The following is a 20,783-nucleotide window of genomic DNA, read 5'->3' as shown; positions in this document are numbered from 1 at the left end:
GCAATATAGTTAGAAGAATATTCCATAAAAAAACCACCTAAAGGCTCCCCTTCAGGTGGTTTTCTATTTTACGCTAAAGCAGCCGCCTGTTCTTGTTGATCGACAGGAATTACAGCGTCTGTTAGTGCTTTTTCTAGTTCAGCTGTGTATTTCATTTGTTCTTCTTTGCTCCAGCCTAGTTTCGCAGCCATGTAGTTGATTACTGCTTCTTTCCACTCGTATACCCAGTGGATGTTGAAGAATACAGCGCCTCTGCGGCGTACGAAGAAGTCGACTGGTTTTGCTGTCATTTCGTAATCCATTGCGTATACAAGCGGGATTAGAACGTCTAGCGGCATGTTATATTCTTTCGCTTCGTCTTTATGTTTTTTCGCTAAGTTGAATAGTACATCAACGTTAGAGCCGTAGAATTTTGCGAATTCTTCTGCTTGTGCTGTCGTTAAACCATATTTCATACCTTCGCCAGCTTTTTTCGCAACGAATGCTGGGAATCCGTGTGACCCATCTACATGTCCACCAGAGATTGGCATATGTTTCGTTGTACTCTTCGGATATGCACTATGGCCTTCTTTTTGTAGTAAGTTCGTTACGTAGTCTACTACCATTTCAGCCATTTTGCGGTATCCAGTTAATTTACCACCTGCGATTGTAATTAAACCAGATTCAGAAGTCCAAATTTCATCTTTACGAGAAATTTCAGATGCACTCTTACCTTCTTCATAAATTAACGGACGAACACCAGCCCAGCTTGATTCGATGTCTTTTTCCGTAATTTTTACGCTTGGGAACATATAGTTAATCGCATTAATGATGTATGTGCGATCTTCTGTTGTCATTTGTGGTACAGCTGCGTCTTTATCATAGAACGTATCTGTTGTACCTACGTATGTTTTTCCGCCGCGAGGAATCGCGAACACCATACGTTTATCTGGTGTATCGAAGTAAATCGCTTGACCTAACGGGAAACGTTTTTGATCAATTACTAAGTGAACACCTTTTGATAACTGAAGTACTTTTCCTTTTTTCGAGTTATCTTTTTCACGAAGTGTATCTACCCAAGGACCAGCTGCGTTTACAATTTTCTTACCATAAACTTCGTATACTTCACCGTCTAGTAAATCGATTACACGTACACCGCATACTTTTCCATCTTTATATAAGAAACTGTCTACTTTTGCGTAGTTAACAGCTTTTGCGCCGTGCTCAATTGCTTCTTTCATTACTTCAATTGTAAGACGCGCATCGTCTGTACGATATTCTACGTAGTAACCGCCGCCTTTTAATCCTTCTTTTTTTACAAGAGGCTCTTTGTTTAGCGTTTCTTCACGGTTAAACATCTTTCTGCGCTCGCTTCGTTTTACACCTGCTAAGAAGTCGTATACACGAAGACCAATTGATGTACTAAATGATCCGAACGTACCGCCTGTATGGAACGGAAGTAACATCCACTCTGGTGTTGTTACATGGGGACCGTTCTCATATACGATCGCACGCTCTTTACCCACCTCTGCTACCATTTTCACTTCAAGTTGTTTTAAATAACGTAGACCACCGTGTACAAGCTTCGTTGAACGACTTGATGTACCTGCTGCAAAGTCCTGCATTTCAAACACAATTGTTGATAACCCGCGTGTTGCTCCATCTAATGCAATACCAGAACCAGTAATACCTCCACCAATTACGATCACATCTAACTCTTGTTTATTTACTCCGTTTAATACGTCTTTACGTTGTTTACTTGAAAATTTCATGGTAATTCCTCCCTTTGATAACGAAAAAAGAGACCACAAACTCCGCTATAGATTTCGCCTCTATAGCGCGTTGTGGTCTCTCCAAATCTCCTACCGAATTATTAACTTGTCACCATTATAACACTGTTTATGATTATTTGAAAGCTTTTGTTGCTTCAATTGCTTTTTTCCATCCAGCATATAGCTCTTCGCTTGTTTTCGCTTCCATCGTTGGTTCAAAGCGTTTGTCCATATGCCACTGTTCTTTAATTTCATCTTGGTTTTTCCAATATCCAACCGCAAGACCAGCTAAGTATGCTGCACCTAGAGCCGTTGTTTCGTTGATTACTGGACGCTCTACAGGAACATCTAAAATATCACTTTGGAACTTCATTAAGAAGTTATTTTTAACTGCTCCGCCATCAACGCGTAATGTTTTCAGCTCAATACCTGAATCTGCTTCCATTGCGCATAATACATCTTTCGTTTGGTAAGCTAAAGATTCTAGCGTTGCACGAATGAAATGCTCTTTCGTCGTACCGCGCGTTACACCAAACATAGCGCCGCGTACTTCACTATCCCAATAAGGTGTTCCTAGTCCAACGAATGCTGGTACAACGTATACACCGTCAGTTGATTCAACGCGACTCGCATACACTTCACTCTCACTTGCATCTTTAAACATGCGCATTCCGTCACGTAACCATTGAATTGCAGAACCCGCTACGAAAATACTTCCTTCTAATGCGTAGTTTACTTTACCATCTATTCCCCATGCAATTGTTGTTAATAGACCGTGCTCAGAAGCTACTGCTTTTTCACCTGTGTTCATTAACATGAAGCAACCAGTTCCGTAAGTATTTTTCGCCATACCTTCACCGAAACAAGCTTGTCCAAATAATGCTGCTTGTTGGTCACCAGCTACACCTGCAATCGGTACATTTTGGCCGAAGAAGTGGTAATCAATTGTTTCTCCATATATTTCAGATGATGGACGCACTTCTGGAAGCATGCTCTTTGGTACTGTTAACATTTCTAGAAGCTCATCATCCCACTGTAAGTCGTGAATGTTAAACATTAACGTACGTGATGCGTTTGAGTAATCTGTTACGTGTGCTTTACCACCAGATAGTTTCCATACAAGCCACGAATCAATTGTTCCGAATAATAGATCGCCGTTTTCTGCTTTTTCTCTTGCACCTTCAACGTTATCTAAAATCCATTTTACTTTCGTACCAGAGAAGTATGCATCAATTAAAAGACCTGTTTTTTCGCGAACCATTTCGCTATAACCTTTTTCTTTTAACTCATCACAAATTTCAGCTGTTTGGCGAGATTGCCATACGATTGCGTTGTAAATTGGTTTACTAGTTGTTTTATCCCATACAACCGTTGTTTCACGTTGGTTCGTAATACCGATACCTGCGATTTGTTCTGGTTTTACATCTGCTTCGCTTAAGCAAGTTGCGATAACTGCTAAAATAGATCCCCAAATTTCTTGTGCATTATGCTCTACCCAGCCTGGCTTTGGAAAATGTTGTGTAAACTCTTTTTGAGCTGAATGAACAATTTCACCTTTTTTATTGAACAGAATTGCGCGTGAGCTTGTTGTTCCTTGGTCTAATGAAAGAATATATTTTTTCATATCGGTTTCCCCCTTATGCTACTTTTCTACTATTTGTATTGCTTCCGCTTTTTTTACTTGTCATATAAGAGATTGCTAGTACAATCACAGTTGCGATAATCACATAAATAAGTGCTGAATTTTGTTTTCCTTCAAATACAACTTGATGGAATAAACCTGCAAGTGATCCACCTAAAATTGGACCAACTACTGGAATCCATGCATACTTCCAGTTTGAACCGCCTTTTCCTGCAATCGGAAGGAAGAAGTGTGCAATACGCGGACCTAAATCACGCGCTGGGTTAATTGCGTATCCTGTTGTCCCACCTAATGATAAACCAATACTTACAATTAAGAAACCTACGATAAATGGATTTAATCCATCTGCAAATTTATTTGCACCAATTGCTAATATACCAAATACTAAAACGAATGTTCCAATCATTTCACTTAAAAGGTTTGCAAATGTGTTCGGAATTGCTGGACCTGTTGCAAATACACCTAACTTTGTTCCTGGATCTTCTGTTTCTTTCCAGTGTGGTAAGTAATGTAAATATACGATAACTGCCCCGATAATTGCCCCAATCATTTGTGCTACGATATAACCTGGTACGTCACTCCATGGGAACGCTCCCTTAAATGCTAATCCTATCGTTAAAGCTGGATTCAAATGTGCCCCACTAATTGATCCAACCGCATACGCTGCAACCGCTACTGCTAAGCCCCAGCCCATTGTAATAACAATCCAACCTGAATCTTTCGCAAACGATTTCTTTAAACTTACACCAGCACAAACGCCGCCACCAAGTACGATTAACAACGCAGTCCCTATTAACTCTCCTAAAAATGCTGACATAGTATCCCTCCACAATCAATTTAAACGCTTTCAAATGTGATAGAGGTAAAATGAATGGCCATTCGTTTTTGTCAAAAGAAAAAGACCCACAGCTTGCACGCTTCTATATAAATTTATATAGAAACAATGAAATGTGGATCTCTACTTTTCTCCGTCACGTTTATTAACTTGTCTATAATGTTAACCGTAAATGAAAGCGGTGTCAACGAAAAAATTCACATTTTCGTCACTTTTTTTGGTAATGTTTCCATAATTCGCGTTTTGATGTCGTAATTGCTGTCGCACCAGCGTTTAAAGCTCTTTCCACATCTTCTACAGTACGAATAAAACCACCTGCTAAAATCGGTACACCAGTACGCTCTTTCACTTCAGCGATAACATCCGTTAATGCTCCAGGAAGTACCTCAATATAATCCGGTTTCGTCTTATCTAAAAGATTGCAGCTCTTCTCCATCGCACTCGAATCGATTAAAAAGATGCGTTGTATTGCCACAACACCTTTTTGCTTCGCCTTCATAATAACGCTCGCCTTTGTTGAAAGTAACCCGTACGGTCTAAACTCCTGACATAAATATTCCGTCGCATGCCCATCACTCTGCAAACCATGAATTAAATCCACATGTAAAAACACCTTTTTACAATATTGCTTCGCAAGTGATATAACACTCTTCAATTGGCCGACATGAATATCTAAAATAACGATATATTCATACGAACTATGTAATAGCTTTTCCAAATCTTTAATTTGCCTCACTGCCGGCAAAATCTTCTGTTCATGAAATTCCATTCTATATGTCCCCTTCTTTATATCATCCTATCCTTTATAGTACACAATTTAAGTGAAAAGAACAGCTAGTGTTGGGGATTTCTTTCAAATCTTTCTCTTATCTATATATTTTCTTCAACTTATCGGAACCTATACCACCTATAATCATGAATGCAAGGGGCAAAAGATTCATTACATATGGTGCATCTGCTACAATTGTAATACTTGCTCCAGCAAACTTATTTAGCATCCATACAACGATTTTTGTAATAAATAAAAATACGCCCATCATAAATAAACTATCAAAAAACACCTTCCATTTTGGATACGCCAATTGCTTACTATCTTCAATTACTTTCTGCGTCAATTCTTCATCACTCCTTAGCAGTTCATCCATCGTAATACCGAACAGGTCACTTAAATGAATAATAATTTCAATGCTCGGATAGTTCTTTTCCGTCTCCATTTCGAAACAGATTGCCTGTTCACATGAAGTTTTTCAGCCAAATCATTTTGCGACCAATTTCTTTTTTCCCTTTCTTCTTTTAAACGCTCACTAAAAATCATACTGTGTTTATCACCTCTCTATGCCCCTTATGTTCAAATAAATGATGAAGAGTAAAGCGAGTTATCGTTGCATTTCCTGCGCAACTTATGCGTTACAGCTTATAATGGCGCTATTTTATATGTATCTTCCCTATACTATGCTCCAATAATAATTTCCCGAACAATAATACAAAGAATGGATACTAATAAAGTGAAACTTTAATCAGCCCTCACCAATCGGGCTTTTACGGACAGCCCCCCCCACCTAACTTCTTTACTTCAGCTGAATTTTGAGGTAGGGGGCTTACTACCCGGCAAATAGCGGGATAAAGACTAGATTAGGCATAAAAAATACGCCATCCCTTCTTATCAGTCTCCAGAAAGAATAACGCAAATTTTCATTTTTACTCATCACTTTTCGGACTATATGAAAACCCCGGATATTTCACAATAGGCCACTTCTCCTTACGCAGAGAATCCATTACTTGCGGGCCAACATGTATATTACTCTCCACTATTTCTTTAGGAGTCAGTGCCATCCATTGATTTAACGATACATCTTCAAAACGATTGCTTCTGAACATCTCTAAAAACCATAATGTTTCGGTACCTGTATTTTGAATATAATGCCCCGTCGCAAACGGTACATATCCGACATCGCCAGCTCTATAATCAAATGTACGAGCGGTACCATTTCCAAGAAACACAGTCATTCTCGCTTCCCCTGTCAAATAATATTGCCATTCATCATTATTCGGGTGCCAATGAAGTTCTCTCATTCCACCAGGCTCAACCTCAACGAGCGCTGCTGCGATTGTTTTGGAAATAGGGAAATTTGTGGAATCTACAATTCGAACGCTACCACCAGGCGTCTTAATCGGCTTTTGTTTTAACAATTCATGTTTAAATGTTAAAGGAACTTCTCCTTTCGGTGATTGAACTTCCTGACTTTCAAGGGAACCTGGCACCTCTCCTTGATAAATATAAACTTGATCTGAAGGGATAGAACGAAAAGCACTCTCAGGTACTCCAAAATTAGCCGACAACACCTCTTTTGGCGTATGCGCAAACCAATCAGAAATAGCTAAAGTAGATAAATCAGAAAAATGTCCATCATCGAAAACGAGTAGAAATTCACAATGTTCCAATCCTTGAATGGAATGCGGAATACCAGGCGGAAAATACCAAAGATCACCTGGTCCAACATCAGCAATAAAATTCCGTCCATTTTGATCAACAGCCGTTATGCGTGCCCGTCCTAAAAGCATATACGCCCATTCCGCTTCTTTATGCCAATGTAGTTCTCGTACTCCACCGGCCGTTAAACTCATATTTACTCCTGCAATCGTCGTCGAAACCGGTAGTTCTCGAACAGTAATCTCCCGAGACCACCCCCCTTGTTTCAAAATCATAGAAGTGTCCGAGAATGAAAACTTCAAGTTAGGAACTAACCCTGCATCCGTTATAGGCGGAACAAGCATATTCGGATTTTGAATATCCCGCATAACATTACGAGGTCCAGAATCAATCGCACCTGCTCCGTCGCTGCGGATTGGTTGTGGCACATTCCCTCCTGCTTCATTAACAGTACGTTTCTTCATGATTACACTCCTTTTTCATCCGGTTATGAAGTAAAAATCCTCCATCATAGTGTATGAATTGGGCTTTAGATGGTTACAGTTACTATGGAGTTACATCATCTGCCTATCATTATCGTTTTGTTCATTTCTCAACTTATACTAGTATGCTTAGCGCTTAGGAAGACAAAAAAATAAACTAGAACTAACAAAAAACCCTGTAAAATTTATTACAGAGTTTTTCACCAATTATTTATTGTTTTACATATCGAATACGAACATTATCGTCCATTTGATAAATTTGTAATGTGTTTCCATAACTAATTCCTAACTCTTCACTTGCACCAACTGCACTTACAAATACCCCTTTAAATACTTTATTCTTAGTTGGTTTTACTACCGATACTCTTCGCTGCTTCTTCAAACAGTTTTGAACCTTCTTGTGCTTTACTTAATGATTGATGCATTTTACTCTCGTCTTCTTGGTCTAATGCATCAAAGAGAAGTTGGAAACAATCCGCATACAGTTCCATCGATTGCTTTATCTTCACTTGTTCTCCCTGTAATTCAGGCGGTGCTTGTAGATTCTTCAGTTTCGTTGCAGTTGCCTTTGCTCCACCTAAACTCAGTTGTACTTCACTTTTCTTTTGTTTGTATGATTTTACGTCTGAATCTGCTATTCCTTCAATTAATTTCATTGTATTTTCAATTTGAGTAGCACTATTTATGATTTCTGCCTTGTACCTTTCAACATCTGAACCAGTTACCTTGCCAGTTGAAGAACTAGAAGAAGTTGAATTATTTGAAGAGGAACTTTGTTGACTACTTGATGAACTACTATTTGTACCTTCACCTTTCGCTACAGATAAGCTATCCTCTTTCTTGCTATCAGTTGACTTACTCTCTTTTTCAGTAGCCTTACTCTCTTTCTCTACCTTTTGCGTTTCTTCTTTCTTTGGTTCAGCTTTCTTACCATCAGTTTCAATTGTAATACAACCACTCAATAACATAACTGGTAACGCCAAACTTACTAATTTCTTTGCTTTCATGATTACTAATACCCCTTTATTTGTAAAATGTAGTGCAAACAAGTTAATATACTTAACTAATAAATTTCCCCCGAGTAATTTATTAAAATCTACTATCCATATATTTCCTGTATATTCATAATCTTTCCATATATATCATTTTACAAAGAATTACATATTTGGTCAAAGGGATTTATGTAGTTCTTAAAAGGAAATTTTAATCGCAAAGAAAAGAAGCTAACAATAAATTGTTAACTTCTCAGCTTAAGGAAAAAATAGTATCTTTCCTTATCTTCTAATATCTAGGTTGTGATTGAATATTTGTAAGATGAACATCGTACATATCAATGATTTCAAGAAATCTATCAGCTTCACGGAAAACATGGTCTGCCAATAATGGATGAATGATGCTCTTTATTTTACATTGCTCAATTAAATCACGTGCTGTTTTCTTAAAATCCCGAAGAGATGCAACTGACACGCGATTTTGATCTAAAAATTGATCTAAAAGAGGAGCTGTTTGGGATTGTGGTTTCATAGATTCTAAGTCAATTGCTTGATACATCAATTCATCAAAATCATTGCTAAAATTCCGTGCTGTATCTACAAGCTTTCTTTCTGATGGATCAAGAAGATGGCCAATAAATTTAGCATGGTCTGCCATAATCCTTAAAAAGAAAATATTTTCTTTAATAATAGCATCAGGAAGAGCATCTAATTTACCTTCATTTAATTGTATTAAACGTTTTCTAAAATAATCAGCTTCCCTACTTGTATGGTCAACTAAAAGTGGAAAGTTATTTTGTCCTGGCAATTTACATGTGAGAATTAATCCTAAAATTTTTCGTTTAAATCCCCAAATATTAGTTGCGGCTTGTTGTACTTCTGCATTAAACCTTTTGATTTGCTCAGGATCTGTTTCATTTGTATAGGAATGCGCTATTTGTTCAATATGTTCAAACAACCGATAAAATTGATTCGCCTCTTCAATTAATTGAGTATCCTCACATCTAAATCCCAATCGAAGAAAAAAAGAATGCTCCTTCATGATTCTAGACCAAAAACGAATTTCATTTAATGAACGCTCAACAAACATTACAGACGTAACGCCTGTATCAGGATGTAATGAAGTTTCATCCCTATGCATTGTTAATCCCCCCCCAGTAAAATCCCCGCTAGTTCCATTCTTATGAGGAAAAATATATATAAATGCCATCAATAAAAGTTTATGATGACTCTCTTATACATGTAAAATTAAACTAATATAACCTTAGCTTGATGAACATATACTGCTCCCCCAGAAGAAAAAAGCTACCACCTAGATGTAAAATCCTACTAGGTGGTAGCCTTTCAAAATTTCTATTAAAGCAATACCGAATCTTTATCACTATCCTGATTACGTTTCTCGCGCTCTTCTTCTAAGCGCTTCATATACACTTCGCCTTCTTTTTCGATAAACTCATTATCCATATCTTGCTCTTTTTTCGAAGTATATAAAACCATGTAGCCACTTAGTACAATCCCGACAATTACAAGATAAACCCACCATGGTAAAGTTTCCAAATCACTTCATTCCTTTCCTTAGACAAGCCTTATTAGTTTCACTTTATGAGGAAAGAAGTGGATTTATGCTTAAAATTTTTATTGTGGATGCTTCGCGAAAAATGCTTGTACATATTCCATAAACTCAATTGGTTCCTGACGAAACGGTGCGTGGTATCCTTTTTCAATAATATGAAACGTACTATTTGCAAATAGCCCATGATACAGTTCACCATTTTTCCAAGAAACACTTTTATCATGTCGTCCCCATATAATTAAAGTCGGTACCTTAATTTTATCAGCTTCCATCGCAATGCGGCGCTCTCTCATTTTCGTAAGCTGATCATAATGCTCTTTATCATCACGACTATTTTTTACTTCATTTTTATTATACTTCGTAATCTCAGTTACAGTTTGTAAGTCCGTCGATAGCGGTGGTACTTCATAACTTTCTTTTTGTTGGAAAGACTCTATCCCTGTAGCATCCGCCAAGATGAGATGCGTGACTGCATCCGGATATAAATACGCTAAATTAAGGGACATCTCTCCGCCCATCGAATGGCCGAGCACCGCAAACTGATCGTATCCGAGCTTCTTCATTAACTTATAATATAAATTCACTTGCGCAGGAAACGAATACTGAAAATCAACCGGCTTAGAAGAACGCCCAAACCCTAAAATATCAACCGCAATAATCGTATGATCTCGCACTAGTTCCGGATAAATATCACTAAACCCATCAGAAGAACCACCAAACCCATGCAACATAAGTAAAGGAGGTTTTCCCTCACCAATTTGTTTAAAATAAATCGTCTGTCCATCAATTTGCGCCATACTCTCTTTCGTATTCAGCTTCATCATAACAGTATCTTTCACTTCTCCAACCTTCGCAATCGGCTTCTCAACGAAGTTACAAACAATTAACAAAACGAGCACAATACCGCTAATCATATAAAACTTAAACCTTTTCAAAGTTCCCGTCTCCTTTCTCTTGTTGCTATTTAAAGTTTTTACATTTTTTGGTTATTTTATGTTCTCTTTTTAATTGTAACTAAAACAGTTACAATTATACTAAAAAAATATAACTCATTTCTGTTACTAATGGTTATTCTGTAACCATTATAGTTACATATTTAAAGTAAGTCAATTCTTTTCTCTACATGACCTGAAAATAGAAAAAGGGACTTCATGTTGAAGTCCCTTTCTTTGTTATTATAGTTGGCTTACTCCGCCGTCGCCTTTATTATCTGCTGGTGCTCCGCCTGTGTCACCAATGTTAACGTAGTCTGGTCTTGCTGGTGCTCCTCCTGTGTCTCCTATATTTACAGCTTGATTTGTAAAAGAACTATTGAACCCAATTGATAATACCCCTACTAATGCAGTCCCAACAATAGCCAAACGAAATTTCTTCATTATTTTAACGCTCCCTTTTCCAATATATTTTTTTGAGCCTTATTATTCATATAAAAATATTTACTTGCCTTAACATGATCATCAAATTCATAAAATTTCAGTGCTAAAATTTCAGTGTATTCTTGAATACAATCCCATAATCTTTCTCTCTCAAAATAAGAAAGTCCTTCTAAAATTACATCTTCAATAATTGATACTGAAGATTTTCCATTGAGTTCTTTCAAAATTTTAAACCGATGTTGAAATTCTTTTTCTCCTAAATCAACACAAATATTTAAACCTTTTTCAACAATTGGATTCGCTAAATTATATTGTCCTAATTTGTAATGTTCATGTGCTTCTACAAACAAGGCTTTAAAGTGTTCTGGGTAATTTTTGGTCACCTCAGATATATGACGAATCGCTAATTCTGAAAGATTTTGACTAGCATAAAGCCAAGCTAAATTATGCCGAACCATTAGCATATATTTTTTTTGATCTGCTTTTTGCAATACTTCCATAGCAGAATTAAAGTTTTCTTCCGCTAATTCATAGTGATCTATGTCTACACAACATAGTCCAAAAGCATTTTCACATAATCCTACTTTTATTTCATAGCCTGGATATTGTAAAAATGCTGCTTTTGCCCTATTCAAGTAATCTATTGCATGAACTTGGTCATATTTTTGATAATAGAAATTCCCCATCCGATAATTAAACTCCGCATGTTCTATCGGATCGGCAATATATTTCAATAACTTCTCAGCTTGCTCATACTGTTCTTTCGCTTCATTATAATTTGAAATTAATGTGCAATGAAACCCTTTAAAGAAGTGATAATAATAAGCTAAAAAGCCCTCTATTGGAATTTCGAAAGATTCCACTTTATCAAAACTATCTTCTCTAACTGAAATCCAATCAACCAATGCATCATATCTAAAATTCAACAACGCATGATAAAGCAATACATCCTGATCCACGTCCAACCCACTAATCTTACTTTCAATCTCCTCTTTCATTTCCGTAGCTTTCTCTATATTTTGCTGTAACATTACACGATACCAATCATCTAAAGAATGTTTCATTTGCTCCCGCGTTACTACATCTGCTCCCATACACTCGCATCTCCTTTTCTCAAACTTACAAAATTAGTATTTTTATACAATTATCAAAATTGTATATTACCACTCCTTTTCTATGCATTGAAAAATAATTATCAGAAAATTTAATATTTTGATTAATTATACCAAAGTTTTCCTTTTAAATAACTTGAGAAACAATTGTCAGAAAACTTACTAGGATAAATAAAAAAGCAAGCAATTCCAGCACTCCGCTAAAACTACTTGCTCTCCTACTTACTATCTCTATTTTTACTCTTTAATAAATTCCTTCGTACTTCTCACTGTATCAATCGGACGAACTAATTTTTCGATTTCTTCACGTTTTGGCTCTAGGAATGGAGGTAAAGATAATTTTTCGCCAAGTGTTTCGTATGGCTCATCTCCCATAAATCCTGGGCCATCTGTTGCAAATTCAAATAAGATTTGTGGTGCAACTCTTGCGTATAATGACTCGAAGAAGTGACGATCTACATAACCAGATGAAGGAAGCCCTACGCTACTGATTCTCTCAATCCATTCTTCTAATACAGCGCGATCTTCTACGCGGAATGCCGCATGGTGCACTGTACCAAAACCTTGTTGTGCTTCAGGAAGAACTGTATTATGTTCTACGATGACAGATGCACCGTTTCCACCTTTATTCACTTCAAATAAATAGAATTCTCCTTCTTGCGCAACCTCTTTAAATAATAAAACTTTTTCTAACACTTCTTTGAAGAAACTAAAGTTTGCAATACGGATGAATACAGGCCCTAAACCAGTAATTGCATATTCTAATGGAACTGGTCCGTTTTGCCAAGGTGTACCTGATTCGATCCCTTTATCAAGTTCATCCGATATTAATTGATAGTATTGGTCATCAAAGTCAACGAAAGAAAGAGTTTTCTTACCAAATTGCTCTTTAATTCCTGTATGTTCCACTTCCAGACGGTCAAAACGTTTTACCCAATATGCTAACGCTGCATCAGTTGGAACACGGAATGAAGTTTTTGAAATTTCATTTGTACCGTGTACTCCTTTTGGAATACCTGGGAAGTCAAAGAATGTCATATCTGTTCCGGCACTACCTTTATCATCTGCAAAGAATAAATGATACGTTTGAATGTCATCTTGGTTTACTGTTTTCTTAACTAAACGCATTCCTAAAACGTGAGTGAAAAACTCATAGTTCTTTTCTGCACTACTTGTAATCGCTGTAACGTGGTGAATTCCTTTTAATTGGTTCATTTTATATTCCTCCAATGGGTTCCATTTATATGTTAAAGTTGTGTATTTTCTTCTATTACTTCTCTTCAAGCGGTGCTAAATTCGCTTCAATTTCTGCTCGCTGACCTTCTAAGAATGGTGGTAAATCAAGTTTTTCTCCTAAATGTTCCACATCTCCATCAACTGTAAATCCTGGGCCATCTGTCGCAATTTCAAATAGGATTCCGTTGGATTCGCGGAAATATAAGCTTTTAAAATAGAAACGGTCGATGATTCCTGAAGAATGGAAGCCTCTTTGTTTCACCTGTTCTTCCCAATAAGCAAGCTCTGCATCGTTTTTCACGCGAATTGCTAAATGGTGAATGCTGCCTCGGCCCGGTTTTTCAGTAGGACCATCTAAATATTTCACAACGATTTCTCCAAAAGCCTCTCCTTTAATGGACTGGAAAATTGCTTCCTCTTCGCTGCGGCTAACCTCTGTATAACCAAACATTTCTGTAAGTGTACTCGCCATTTTATCAAGTCTACGAACGGTCATTTCTACAGAACCCATTCCTTGAATTTGATGCTCTGCAGGAACTTCTGATTTCTCCCAAGTTTCCCAGTGCTCTACTTTTTCTCCGTTTGAAACGAGTAGTACTAAGCGAAGACCTTCAGCATCCTCAAATTGTAAAGCAGGACGATTTGCATATGTTGTCATTTCACTATGTTTCACATCAAATTTCTCAAATCGTTCTTTCCAGTAATGTAAGCTTTCCTCTGAAGGAACGAGTAATCCAATTCGAGTAATCGCATTCGTACCGCGATATGTTCTTCCTACTAATGGAATTTCAAAAAATGATAATTCCGTACCTGGACTTCCTGTTTTATCTCCATAAAATAAGTGGTACATTGACGGATCATCTTGGTTTACTGTCATTTTCACACGACGTAAGCCAAGCACGTTTTTATAAAAGTGATTATTTTCATTTGCATTTTTCGTAACCATTGAAATGTGATGATGCCCTTTAATTTCATACATTGGTTATTCCTCCGTTTCGTTTTACTAGTCAAGTGATAACTAAAAAAATAACATTTCCCACAACTAATATGGTTTTTAGCTTTTCAATTTATTCTTAATTATATTTTTGTAAATTCATCTTAGTTTTTACTGTATAAGTTACTTTGTTTTAATCAAAAACAACTGAGTGTATGTTTTCATATGACTCAATCGCTTTCGTTACTATCACTTTACACCTCAAGTGATTAAAAAGCAAGAGATTTATCTCAAATTCGAGATATTTTTCGTATCATATTATTTACTTCCTATAAAAATAGCCTCACTAAGCTTTTAAAACTTAATGAGGCCACTTTATTCACACTATTAATTATGGAACGACGGTTTATAGAACGAACGATTATCAAGAGCGAAGACACGCTCTGTGTATTCGCCTGGTTTTGTGCGTCCTAATGCGCGGTCCATCATGTTCATTTTTGCATCTAAGTTATCGATGTAGTGCAGAATTTCTGCTTCTTTTACTAATGGTGGTTTTGGGCTACCCCATTCTGCTTTTCCGTGGTGAGAAAGCACGATGTGTTGAAGAATTAATACTTCTTCTGCATCGATTTGCAATTCATCTGCTGCTTTACCAATTTCGTTTACCATAATAGAAATATGGCCTAGTAAGTTTCCTTCTAACGTATACGTTGTAGAAATTGGGCCAGATAATTCAATTACTTTACCAAGGTCATGTAAAATAACGCCTGCATATAGTAAGTCTTTATCTAATGATGGGTATAGATTTGAGATAGCTTTCGCTAAATCAAGCATTGATACGACGTGATAAGCTAGTCCAGATACGAACTCGTGATGGTTCTTTGTCGCTGCTGGATAGTCTAAAAATTCGTTTTGATGCTTATTTAATAAATGTCTTGTTAGACGTTGAATGTTCGGGTTTCTCATTTCAAATATGTATTGCGTAATTTTCTCAACCATATCTTCTTTTTTCACTGGTGCTTTTTCTACAAAGTCTGAGATGTCTGTTACTTCATTTTCATTCGCAACACGGATTTGTTTCACACGTAATTGAATACGTCCTTTGTAGTTTAAAATATCTCCAGCTACTTTCACGATTGTTTCCGCTACATATTGTTTCTCAACTTCTGGTGATACGTCCCATAACTTCGCTTCAATATCTCCACTTGGATCTTGTAGGATTACTGTTAAAAATGGCTTTCCATTGCTTGCGATACCTTTTGTCGCTGTTTTAATTAACAAGAAAATATCGACTTGTTCACCAACTTCATACTCTGCAATTTTCTTTTTCATTCGAATTCCTCCACCAAATCAGTTACTTTTAGTATAGCACACTACCACTCATTTTCTTTACGCATATGTGTTAATTTTATAATCTGTTTTTCTATAAAATACGCGAGTAAATGCGCATGACATGTAAAGAATATGACTTGTCTATCCTTTGCAATTTCCTTTATAAGTTCAATCGTTCGATTCGTCCTTACCGCGTCAAAGTGCACGAAACTATCATCAATAATAAATGGATAATCATGCTCAAATGTTTTTGCTAGTGCAAATCTCAGCGATAAATACAACTGCTCCGCTGTCGCTTGGCTTAGTTCATGACTGTAAAAACGCATACCATCGTTACGCTCTACAATAAACGGCTCTGACTCTGACGGTGAAAAGATTTTACTATATCGTCCGCCTGTTAAATAGACGAAATACTCTTCTGACTTTTGTAAAATACGAGGAAGATGTACTTCATGATAATATTGCTTCGTTTTCGTTAACACCGTTTTTGCGGCCGCATAAGCAGCCCACTTCTTCACTTGTTCACGCACTTGCGCTTTTTTCATTTCCCATTCATGCATTAAATCACCGTACGTACTACCTTCTTCTAAATTCGCAATTTCCATACGATGTTTCGCAATACGCTCTGTCAGTTCTTTCTCTTGCGCCAGACAGTTTTGCACGACTGTCAGTTCTTGCTTTAATTTTCCGTCATAACCGTCAGCTTCGTAATGTTCAGCTAATGATAAACTCGTTAAACGCTGTTCTAACAGATCAATTTGCGGTAATAAACGCCCCACTTGTTTCTCTGCATCTTCACGTTTTTCCGCTAGTTTACCCGCTTCTAAAAACATCTCTTCATCTGTAGACGCTGCAATATGCCATAAACCATCTCGTTCTATTAGTAATTGCTTTAATTGTTCTTGCATAAACTCATATTCTTCTTGCCATTCCGCCAGTTTTTCTTTTAACTGCTTACAAGTTTGGCGCTTCTCTTTCTCATTTTGCATACGGCTTTGTGCCTCGTGTAGCTTACTATACTCCGCACTACCGATAACAGTTTCTAGTTTATGTTCAAATTGTGAAATCATTTCATATAATGAAGATTTTCGCGTGCCTTGTTTCTCTAATTCACGATATAATTGCTGCATTTTTTCAATACGCTCAAACGCCGGCAATATGTGTGCATACGTATAAAATTCAGGAAACATATAGCGCGTTTTATATGCATCGACTTGTTCTCCCGCCTGGAACGTTTCTCTCTCCCATTCCTCATACGATGAAACGACTTTATCATACGCTCGCTCCAACTGCTGTAACTTATAAGACTCACGCTCAAATAATTTACGTATCTCTTCATCTTTTTCTAACTGATAGCGTACAGACATCGCTTCTTCACTTTGTCTCCCGCCGGCACTTTGCTGAAGTGTAAGGAGCTCTTCTTGTAATCCATTTGATGGATCTTTATATAAAACAAGAGCGAGAACAATTCCTACAAAAACAATGACACTAATAAATAAGAGCGCTCGGTTATCTATAAATAAGCTTGTGAATAAAACGCCTGTGTTAATAAGAAGTAACAGAAGACAAACTCTTTGCCACTGCTTTTTCTTTTGCTTAGCTGCTCCTGCTTTCTCTTCATACTTGCGCTTCATTCTCTCTGCGCCCATACCGATAAACGCCGCATCTTGGAACGATTTCTCTTTCTCAACTAACACATTTCTCTCTTCATCCACTAACATTTGTTTCTTAATCTGTCTTATATTTTCTTCTTGTTCTTCTAATTGCTCTTGCGCTACTTTAAAACGATCATCGAGCTGTGCTTTTTGCGTTTCTAATTCGCGCGCCTTTTGCACTGTTTGCGTAATTAACTCTTTCGTTGCCAAACTCATATCAAATGAAAGAACTGTTTCCTTTTCAAAAGTAGCACCAATTTGTTGTTCTAGTTCTGCCAGTTCTTCTTTTATATTCGTAATATTCCCGCTCATATCACGCATTTCTTGGCGTGCATTTTCGTAAGACATATGCTGCATACGAAGTTCTTCTACATAACTTTCTTTTTGTAAAAACTCTTCATCTATTTGAATCGAGGCAATTTCCGATTGCACTGTCTGGATTTTCTTGTGGAGCGAATCAACTTGTAACTGAAGCGGCTCCATTTTCGCCTTCATTGCTTCATAACGCGCCATTCCGTTTACAGGAAACTGCCCGCTCTCGTTCTCTAACACTTTCTCATGCGCACGTTTTTCAATAACGAGTGGCTCAAGCGCTGCTAATATTTCATAATCTTGCTTTCGTTTTTCTGCACTCTCTTTTTCCCCGCGAACAGAAGCAAGCTTCTCTTCACTTTCTTTTAACTGCTCTACTTGTTTTTCATACGTGCCAATTTTTCCTTGCCACTCTTTCATCTTCTCTTCAAGTTTCTTCATCTCTTGCAATGACACGTTAATTTCTGGTTTACGCCCGCTCGGCTTGAAGCGCTGGTCCATTTCTTTTTCTAGCTTTTTATCTAACTGCAATAGCGCATCACTTCCGACTGCACTTGCCGAAAATAAATAATTGCCAATATCCGCTTCGCCAAGCTGATGAATGTTTTGAAGGCCATGCATATCAAATGAAAAGACAGATTCAAATAAACTTTCATTCATCCCGCTTAATATATCGTTTAAAATTTCTTCTCCGCCCGTTTTCCCGTCTTCAAAATAAACGGTCACCTCGCCAGCTGCCGTCTTTGGCAATCGCTCAATTTTCAAACGACCGTACTGCTCTGTTTGCACAGTCATCGCACCGCCATACTTCCCACCTTCTTTCGGCTCATAACGGCGCTGTCCTCTCGTCGGAAAACCGAATAAAATGCTTTTCATAAATGAGCGAATTGTCGATTTCCCCGCTTCATTTTCACCATATAACACCGTCAGCAAGGAAAGATCCATTTCCACATTTTCTAATTTTCCGTACCCATAAATATGGAGTTTTTCAATTCTCATTTTTTATCCCTCTCTTGCTGGAATAATTGCTCTAAAATAATATTTTCTGCTTCCTTTTGAATCTCTTTCTTCTCTTCTTCTGTAAAAGATTCAATACTATTACGCGCTACAGGAGATGTCCAAATGGTGCGCAATACTCCGTCCATATTGCTGAAAGCTTCTAACTCCTTTAGCACACTACCTACGAAATGATTTTCCGCTTTCAAACGTTCGATTTCCGCAAAAGAAACCGTCTCATTTTTCCACTTCATCGCATATACAAAATCTTTTCGCTCTTCGCCAGATGCTAAAATGTGAAAAATCTCTTCCACGCGCTTTTCGTCACGCAAATAAGGGGAAAGTGGGCCTTGTCCTGTGAATACGACAGTTAATAACGTACCTTCCTCTTCTCTTCGGCATTCATTCAGCGCAGTAGATAGGCTCGTCATAAGTTCATCAACAGTTTCAAGTCTATCAATACAAACTTCGATTTCATCCCATACAACATCTGCCGTATGGAAAAATGAACACTGCGTTCCTTGTTTCGTAAGTTCAATAAGGTACGCACCCTTCTCGCCTGTTTCCTTACGATGACGACCTTGTATGTTCCCTGGATAAATAATGTATGGTTCTTCTGATAAAATTTCACGTTTATGTATATGGCCAAGAGCCCAATAATCAAACTGTTTTTCTTTCAACTCACGAATTTGAAACGGTGCATAGCGATTATGCTCTGCATCTCCTTCCACACTTCCGTGAAGCATGCCAATATGAAAAGGCGCATCACTCATTTTCGTATACTGCGCTGTCATATTATCCGTTACCGCTTGCTGCAAATAACTAAAACCATAAATAGAAGCTAATAGCTCACCATTTTTATAAAATGATTTCTCTTCTACATAAGGCTCAGTAAATACATGAACATTTTCCGGAAACTCAATTGCTGCCCAGCTTCCTCCTAAATGATCATGGTTACCGTGAATAATAAAAACAGGGATATCGTACTGCGAAAGTCTCTTCATTTGCTCACGCACAAACACTTGCGCCCTCAAACTTCTCGTCTCCGCATCATACAAATCCCCAGCTAGTAATACGAAATCAACGCGCTCTTGAATTGCTTTATCAACAATACGCTCAAATGATTCAAACGTACTTTGCTTCATTCTCTCCCAAACAGACTGCGCAACATTCATCTCCATCCCTTTAAACGGACTATCCAAATGCAAATCAGCCGCATGTATAAACTTTACTTGTTTCACAAATAACGATCCTTCCTATCTTTCAAAAGTTTCATTTTATCAAAATTAAAATCGCTGAAAACTAATAATCATCGAGAATAAAAATATTCTCGATGATTAAAGTTTCATTCTATTTTACCACGCAATGTCATATATTTCTTTGCATATTGTAGCATTTTATGTCAAAATAATTATAAGATTCTGATTTTAATTATTGGAGGGAATTTTCATGGGAGTATACGTTCTAACAGTCTTTGAAAAAGATGGTTCAAAAGCATTAGACGAATCATTCGAGGCGGCAACTGAAAAAGAAGCAAAAGCAAAAGGTGAATCTATCTTACAAGAAAAAGGATTGTATGAAAAAACACATCGCTGTACATCTACTGCAGGTAAGCTCGTTTTATTCCAGCGCTAAAAAAAAGAAGCGTCATCCGCTTCTTTTTCACTCTACTATATCTTCGTCACACCACGTAAACACCACATCTAGAATGCGATTACCGATACGTACGCGTTTATTCCATTTACCTGTTTGGATCTGATGTTGCAATTCAGCTTTCATCTTTTCCGTCCAGTCGTGAATCGTTTCACTACCGTCGTACGGATATACGCTCGGAAACTCTTTCTGCAGTAGATGCAAGCTCTCTGCATCAAAATGAAAATGGAAGAAGTAGTTTGCTGTAAGCGATGGTTCTTGCAATCGTAAAAAATGATCATCAATTTGCTTTCTATTTCGATAGAAAGTAAAGATATTTACTTTACCGCTAGTAATTTGGTCAATTTGAATTTCGTGCTTCTCTATAATCACGTCTTGTCCACCTCGTTGTATACTATCTTTAGTATATATGTCTTTTGCAACAAAGTTAACCATTTTCGCGCGAAATTCATTTCCTTCATTATAATTCCT

At 37.3% G+C, this 20,783-nt stretch carries 19 protein-coding genes and 1 pseudogene; 1 reads left to right on the top strand and 19 read right to left on the bottom strand.

The window, feature by feature from the left end; genetic code table 11:
• Positions 1-68: 68 nt before the first annotated feature.
• The 18 genes and pseudogenes from glpD to DN404_RS09500 all read right to left on the bottom strand — a co-directional run bounded on the left by glpD (position 69) and on the right by DN404_RS09500 (position 19,900).
• Positions 69-1,751, bottom strand: a complete 1,683-nt coding sequence (gene glpD / locus DN404_RS09580) for an aerobic glycerol-3-phosphate dehydrogenase (protein ID WP_149214998.1) — start codon at positions 1,749-1,751, stop codon at positions 69-71.
• Between the two features lie 133 nt (positions 1,752-1,884).
• Entirely contained in the window at positions 1,885-3,375 is a 1,491-nt protein-coding gene (glpK, locus tag DN404_RS09575; protein ID WP_000760011.1) for a glycerol kinase GlpK, read from the bottom strand.
• A gap of 13 nt (positions 3,376-3,388) precedes the next feature.
• Positions 3,389-4,210, bottom strand: a complete 822-nt coding sequence (gene glpF / locus DN404_RS09570) for a glycerol uptake facilitator protein GlpF (RefSeq protein ID WP_001272200.1) — start codon at positions 4,208-4,210, stop codon at positions 3,389-3,391.
• A gap of 226 nt (positions 4,211-4,436) precedes the next feature.
• On the bottom strand, positions 4,437-4,997 hold the full coding sequence (gene glpP / locus DN404_RS09565; protein ID WP_000394285.1) for a glycerol uptake operon antiterminator GlpP: 561 nt from the start codon (positions 4,995-4,997) through the stop codon (positions 4,437-4,439).
• A 97-nt stretch (positions 4,998-5,094) separates the two neighbouring features.
• Positions 5,095-5,543: pseudogene (locus DN404_RS09560) on the bottom strand (helix-turn-helix domain-containing protein).
• A gap of 383 nt (positions 5,544-5,926) precedes the next feature.
• The gene (locus tag DN404_RS09555) at positions 5,927-7,123 is read right to left on the bottom strand and encodes an oxalate decarboxylase family bicupin (RefSeq protein WP_149214997.1); all 1,197 of its coding nucleotides are present in this window, start codon (positions 7,121-7,123) and stop codon (positions 5,927-5,929) included.
• A 229-nt stretch (positions 7,124-7,352) separates the two neighbouring features.
• The gene (locus tag DN404_RS30485) at positions 7,353-7,523 is read right to left on the bottom strand and encodes a hypothetical protein (protein WP_000744795.1); all 171 of its coding nucleotides are present in this window, start codon (positions 7,521-7,523) and stop codon (positions 7,353-7,355) included.
• Positions 7,483-8,148: a DUF7018 domain-containing (lipo)protein gene (locus DN404_RS09550; RefSeq protein ID WP_046392426.1), complete on the bottom strand. Its 666-nt coding sequence runs from the start codon at positions 8,146-8,148 to the stop codon at positions 7,483-7,485. Before DN404_RS09550 ends, DN404_RS30485 begins: the two co-directional genes overlap by 41 nt.
• 274 nt (positions 8,149-8,422) lie before the next feature.
• The gene (locus DN404_RS09545) at positions 8,423-9,274 is read right to left on the bottom strand and encodes a DUF2935 domain-containing protein (protein ID WP_149214996.1); all 852 of its coding nucleotides are present in this window, start codon (positions 9,272-9,274) and stop codon (positions 8,423-8,425) included.
• Between the two features lie 215 nt (positions 9,275-9,489).
• Positions 9,490-9,690 (bottom strand): sporulation YhaL family protein, encoded by a 201-nt coding sequence (locus DN404_RS09540; protein WP_000449223.1) that lies wholly within the window; start codon positions 9,688-9,690, stop codon positions 9,490-9,492.
• Between the two features lie 78 nt (positions 9,691-9,768).
• A complete protein-coding gene (locus tag DN404_RS09535) occupies positions 9,769-10,641 on the bottom strand; it encodes an alpha/beta fold hydrolase (RefSeq protein WP_000819487.1) in 873 nt (290 codons plus the stop codon).
• Positions 10,642-10,881: 240 nt separating this feature from the next.
• Entirely contained in the window at positions 10,882-11,082 is a 201-nt protein-coding gene (locus DN404_RS09530) for a Phr family secreted Rap phosphatase inhibitor (RefSeq protein WP_000714513.1), read from the bottom strand.
• Positions 11,082-12,176: a response regulator aspartate phosphatase gene (locus DN404_RS09525; RefSeq protein ID WP_149214995.1), complete on the bottom strand. Its 1,095-nt coding sequence runs from the start codon at positions 12,174-12,176 to the stop codon at positions 11,082-11,084. The genes DN404_RS09530 and DN404_RS09525 overlap by 1 nt, the downstream gene beginning before the upstream one ends.
• 255 nt (positions 12,177-12,431) lie before the next feature.
• The gene (locus DN404_RS09520; RefSeq protein WP_113303206.1) at positions 12,432-13,409 is read right to left on the bottom strand and encodes a ring-cleaving dioxygenase; all 978 of its coding nucleotides are present in this window, start codon (positions 13,407-13,409) and stop codon (positions 12,432-12,434) included.
• 55 nt (positions 13,410-13,464) lie between these two features.
• Positions 13,465-14,409 (bottom strand): ring-cleaving dioxygenase, encoded by a 945-nt coding sequence (locus tag DN404_RS09515; RefSeq protein WP_113303205.1) that lies wholly within the window; start codon positions 14,407-14,409, stop codon positions 13,465-13,467.
• 342 nt (positions 14,410-14,751) lie between these two features.
• Positions 14,752-15,696, bottom strand: a complete 945-nt coding sequence (gene yhaM, locus DN404_RS09510) for a 3'-5' exoribonuclease YhaM (RefSeq protein WP_000726638.1) — start codon at positions 15,694-15,696, stop codon at positions 14,752-14,754.
• A 41-nt stretch (positions 15,697-15,737) separates the two neighbouring features.
• Complete coding sequence (locus tag DN404_RS09505) at positions 15,738-18,662, bottom strand: ATP-binding protein (protein WP_149214994.1); 2,925 nt, start codon at positions 18,660-18,662, stop codon at positions 15,738-15,740.
• Positions 18,659-19,900: a metallophosphoesterase family protein gene (locus tag DN404_RS09500; protein WP_025688422.1), complete on the bottom strand. Its 1,242-nt coding sequence runs from the start codon at positions 19,898-19,900 to the stop codon at positions 18,659-18,661. The genes DN404_RS09505 and DN404_RS09500 overlap by 4 nt, the downstream gene beginning before the upstream one ends.
• A 208-nt stretch (positions 19,901-20,108) precedes the next feature.
• Here DN404_RS09500 and DN404_RS09495 point away from each other — a divergent pair, with 208 nt between their 5' ends.
• Entirely contained in the window at positions 20,109-20,294 is a 186-nt protein-coding gene (locus DN404_RS09495) for a YhzD family protein (RefSeq protein ID WP_000539552.1), read from the top strand.
• 27 nt (positions 20,295-20,321) lie between these two features.
• On the opposite strand, the gene DN404_RS09490 is transcribed toward DN404_RS09495, so the two are convergent.
• Positions 20,322-20,684, bottom strand: coding sequence for a hypothetical protein (locus tag DN404_RS09490; protein WP_000582785.1), 363 nt, complete (start codon positions 20,682-20,684; stop codon positions 20,322-20,324).
• Positions 20,685-20,783 lie beyond the last annotated feature (99 nt).

It is taken from the genome of Bacillus sp. TE8-1 (assembly GCF_008368855.1).
Taxonomy (GTDB): domain Bacteria; phylum Bacillota; class Bacilli; order Bacillales; family Bacillaceae_G; genus Bacillus_A; species Bacillus_A cereus.
Note: the sequence above shows the minus strand (reverse complement) of the source record. Positions and strands in the feature narration are given on the sequence as shown.

Coding starts and splice junctions, on each gene's coding strand:
- glpD (WP_149214998.1), bottom strand. CDS start 1,751: ATGAAATTTTCAAGTAAACAACGTAAAGACGTATTAAACGGAGTAAAT.
- glpK (WP_000760011.1), bottom strand. CDS start 3,375: ATGAAAAAATATATTCTTTCATTAGACCAAGGAACAACAAGCTCACGC.
- glpF (WP_001272200.1), bottom strand. CDS start 4,210: ATGTCAGCATTTTTAGGAGAGTTAATAGGGACTGCGTTGTTAATCGTA.
- glpP (WP_000394285.1), bottom strand. CDS start 4,997: ATGGAATTTCATGAACAGAAGATTTTGCCGGCAGTGAGGCAAATTAAA.
- DN404_RS09555 (WP_149214997.1), bottom strand. CDS start 7,123: ATGAAGAAACGTACTGTTAATGAAGCAGGAGGGAATGTGCCACAACCA.
- DN404_RS09550 (WP_046392426.1), bottom strand. CDS start 8,148: ATGAAAGCAAAGAAATTAGTAAGTTTGGCGTTACCAGTTATGTTATTG.
- DN404_RS09545 (WP_149214996.1), bottom strand. CDS start 9,274: ATGCATAGGGATGAAACTTCATTACATCCTGATACAGGCGTTACGTCT.
- DN404_RS09530 (WP_000714513.1), bottom strand. CDS start 11,082: ATGAAGAAATTTCGTTTGGCTATTGTTGGGACTGCATTAGTAGGGGTA.
- DN404_RS09525 (WP_149214995.1), bottom strand. CDS start 12,176: ATGGGAGCAGATGTAGTAACGCGGGAGCAAATGAAACATTCTTTAGAT.
- DN404_RS09520 (WP_113303206.1), bottom strand. CDS start 13,409: ATGAACCAATTAAAAGGAATTCACCACGTTACAGCGATTACAAGTAGT.
- DN404_RS09515 (WP_113303205.1), bottom strand. CDS start 14,409: ATGTATGAAATTAAAGGGCATCATCACATTTCAATGGTTACGAAAAAT.
- yhaM (WP_000726638.1), bottom strand. CDS start 15,696: ATGAAAAAGAAAATTGCAGAGTATGAAGTTGGTGAACAAGTCGATATT.
- DN404_RS09505 (WP_149214994.1), bottom strand. CDS start 18,662: ATGAGAATTGAAAAACTCCATATTTATGGGTACGGAAAATTAGAAAAT.
- DN404_RS09495 (WP_000539552.1), top strand. CDS start 20,109: ATGGGAGTATACGTTCTAACAGTCTTTGAAAAAGATGGTTCAAAAGCA.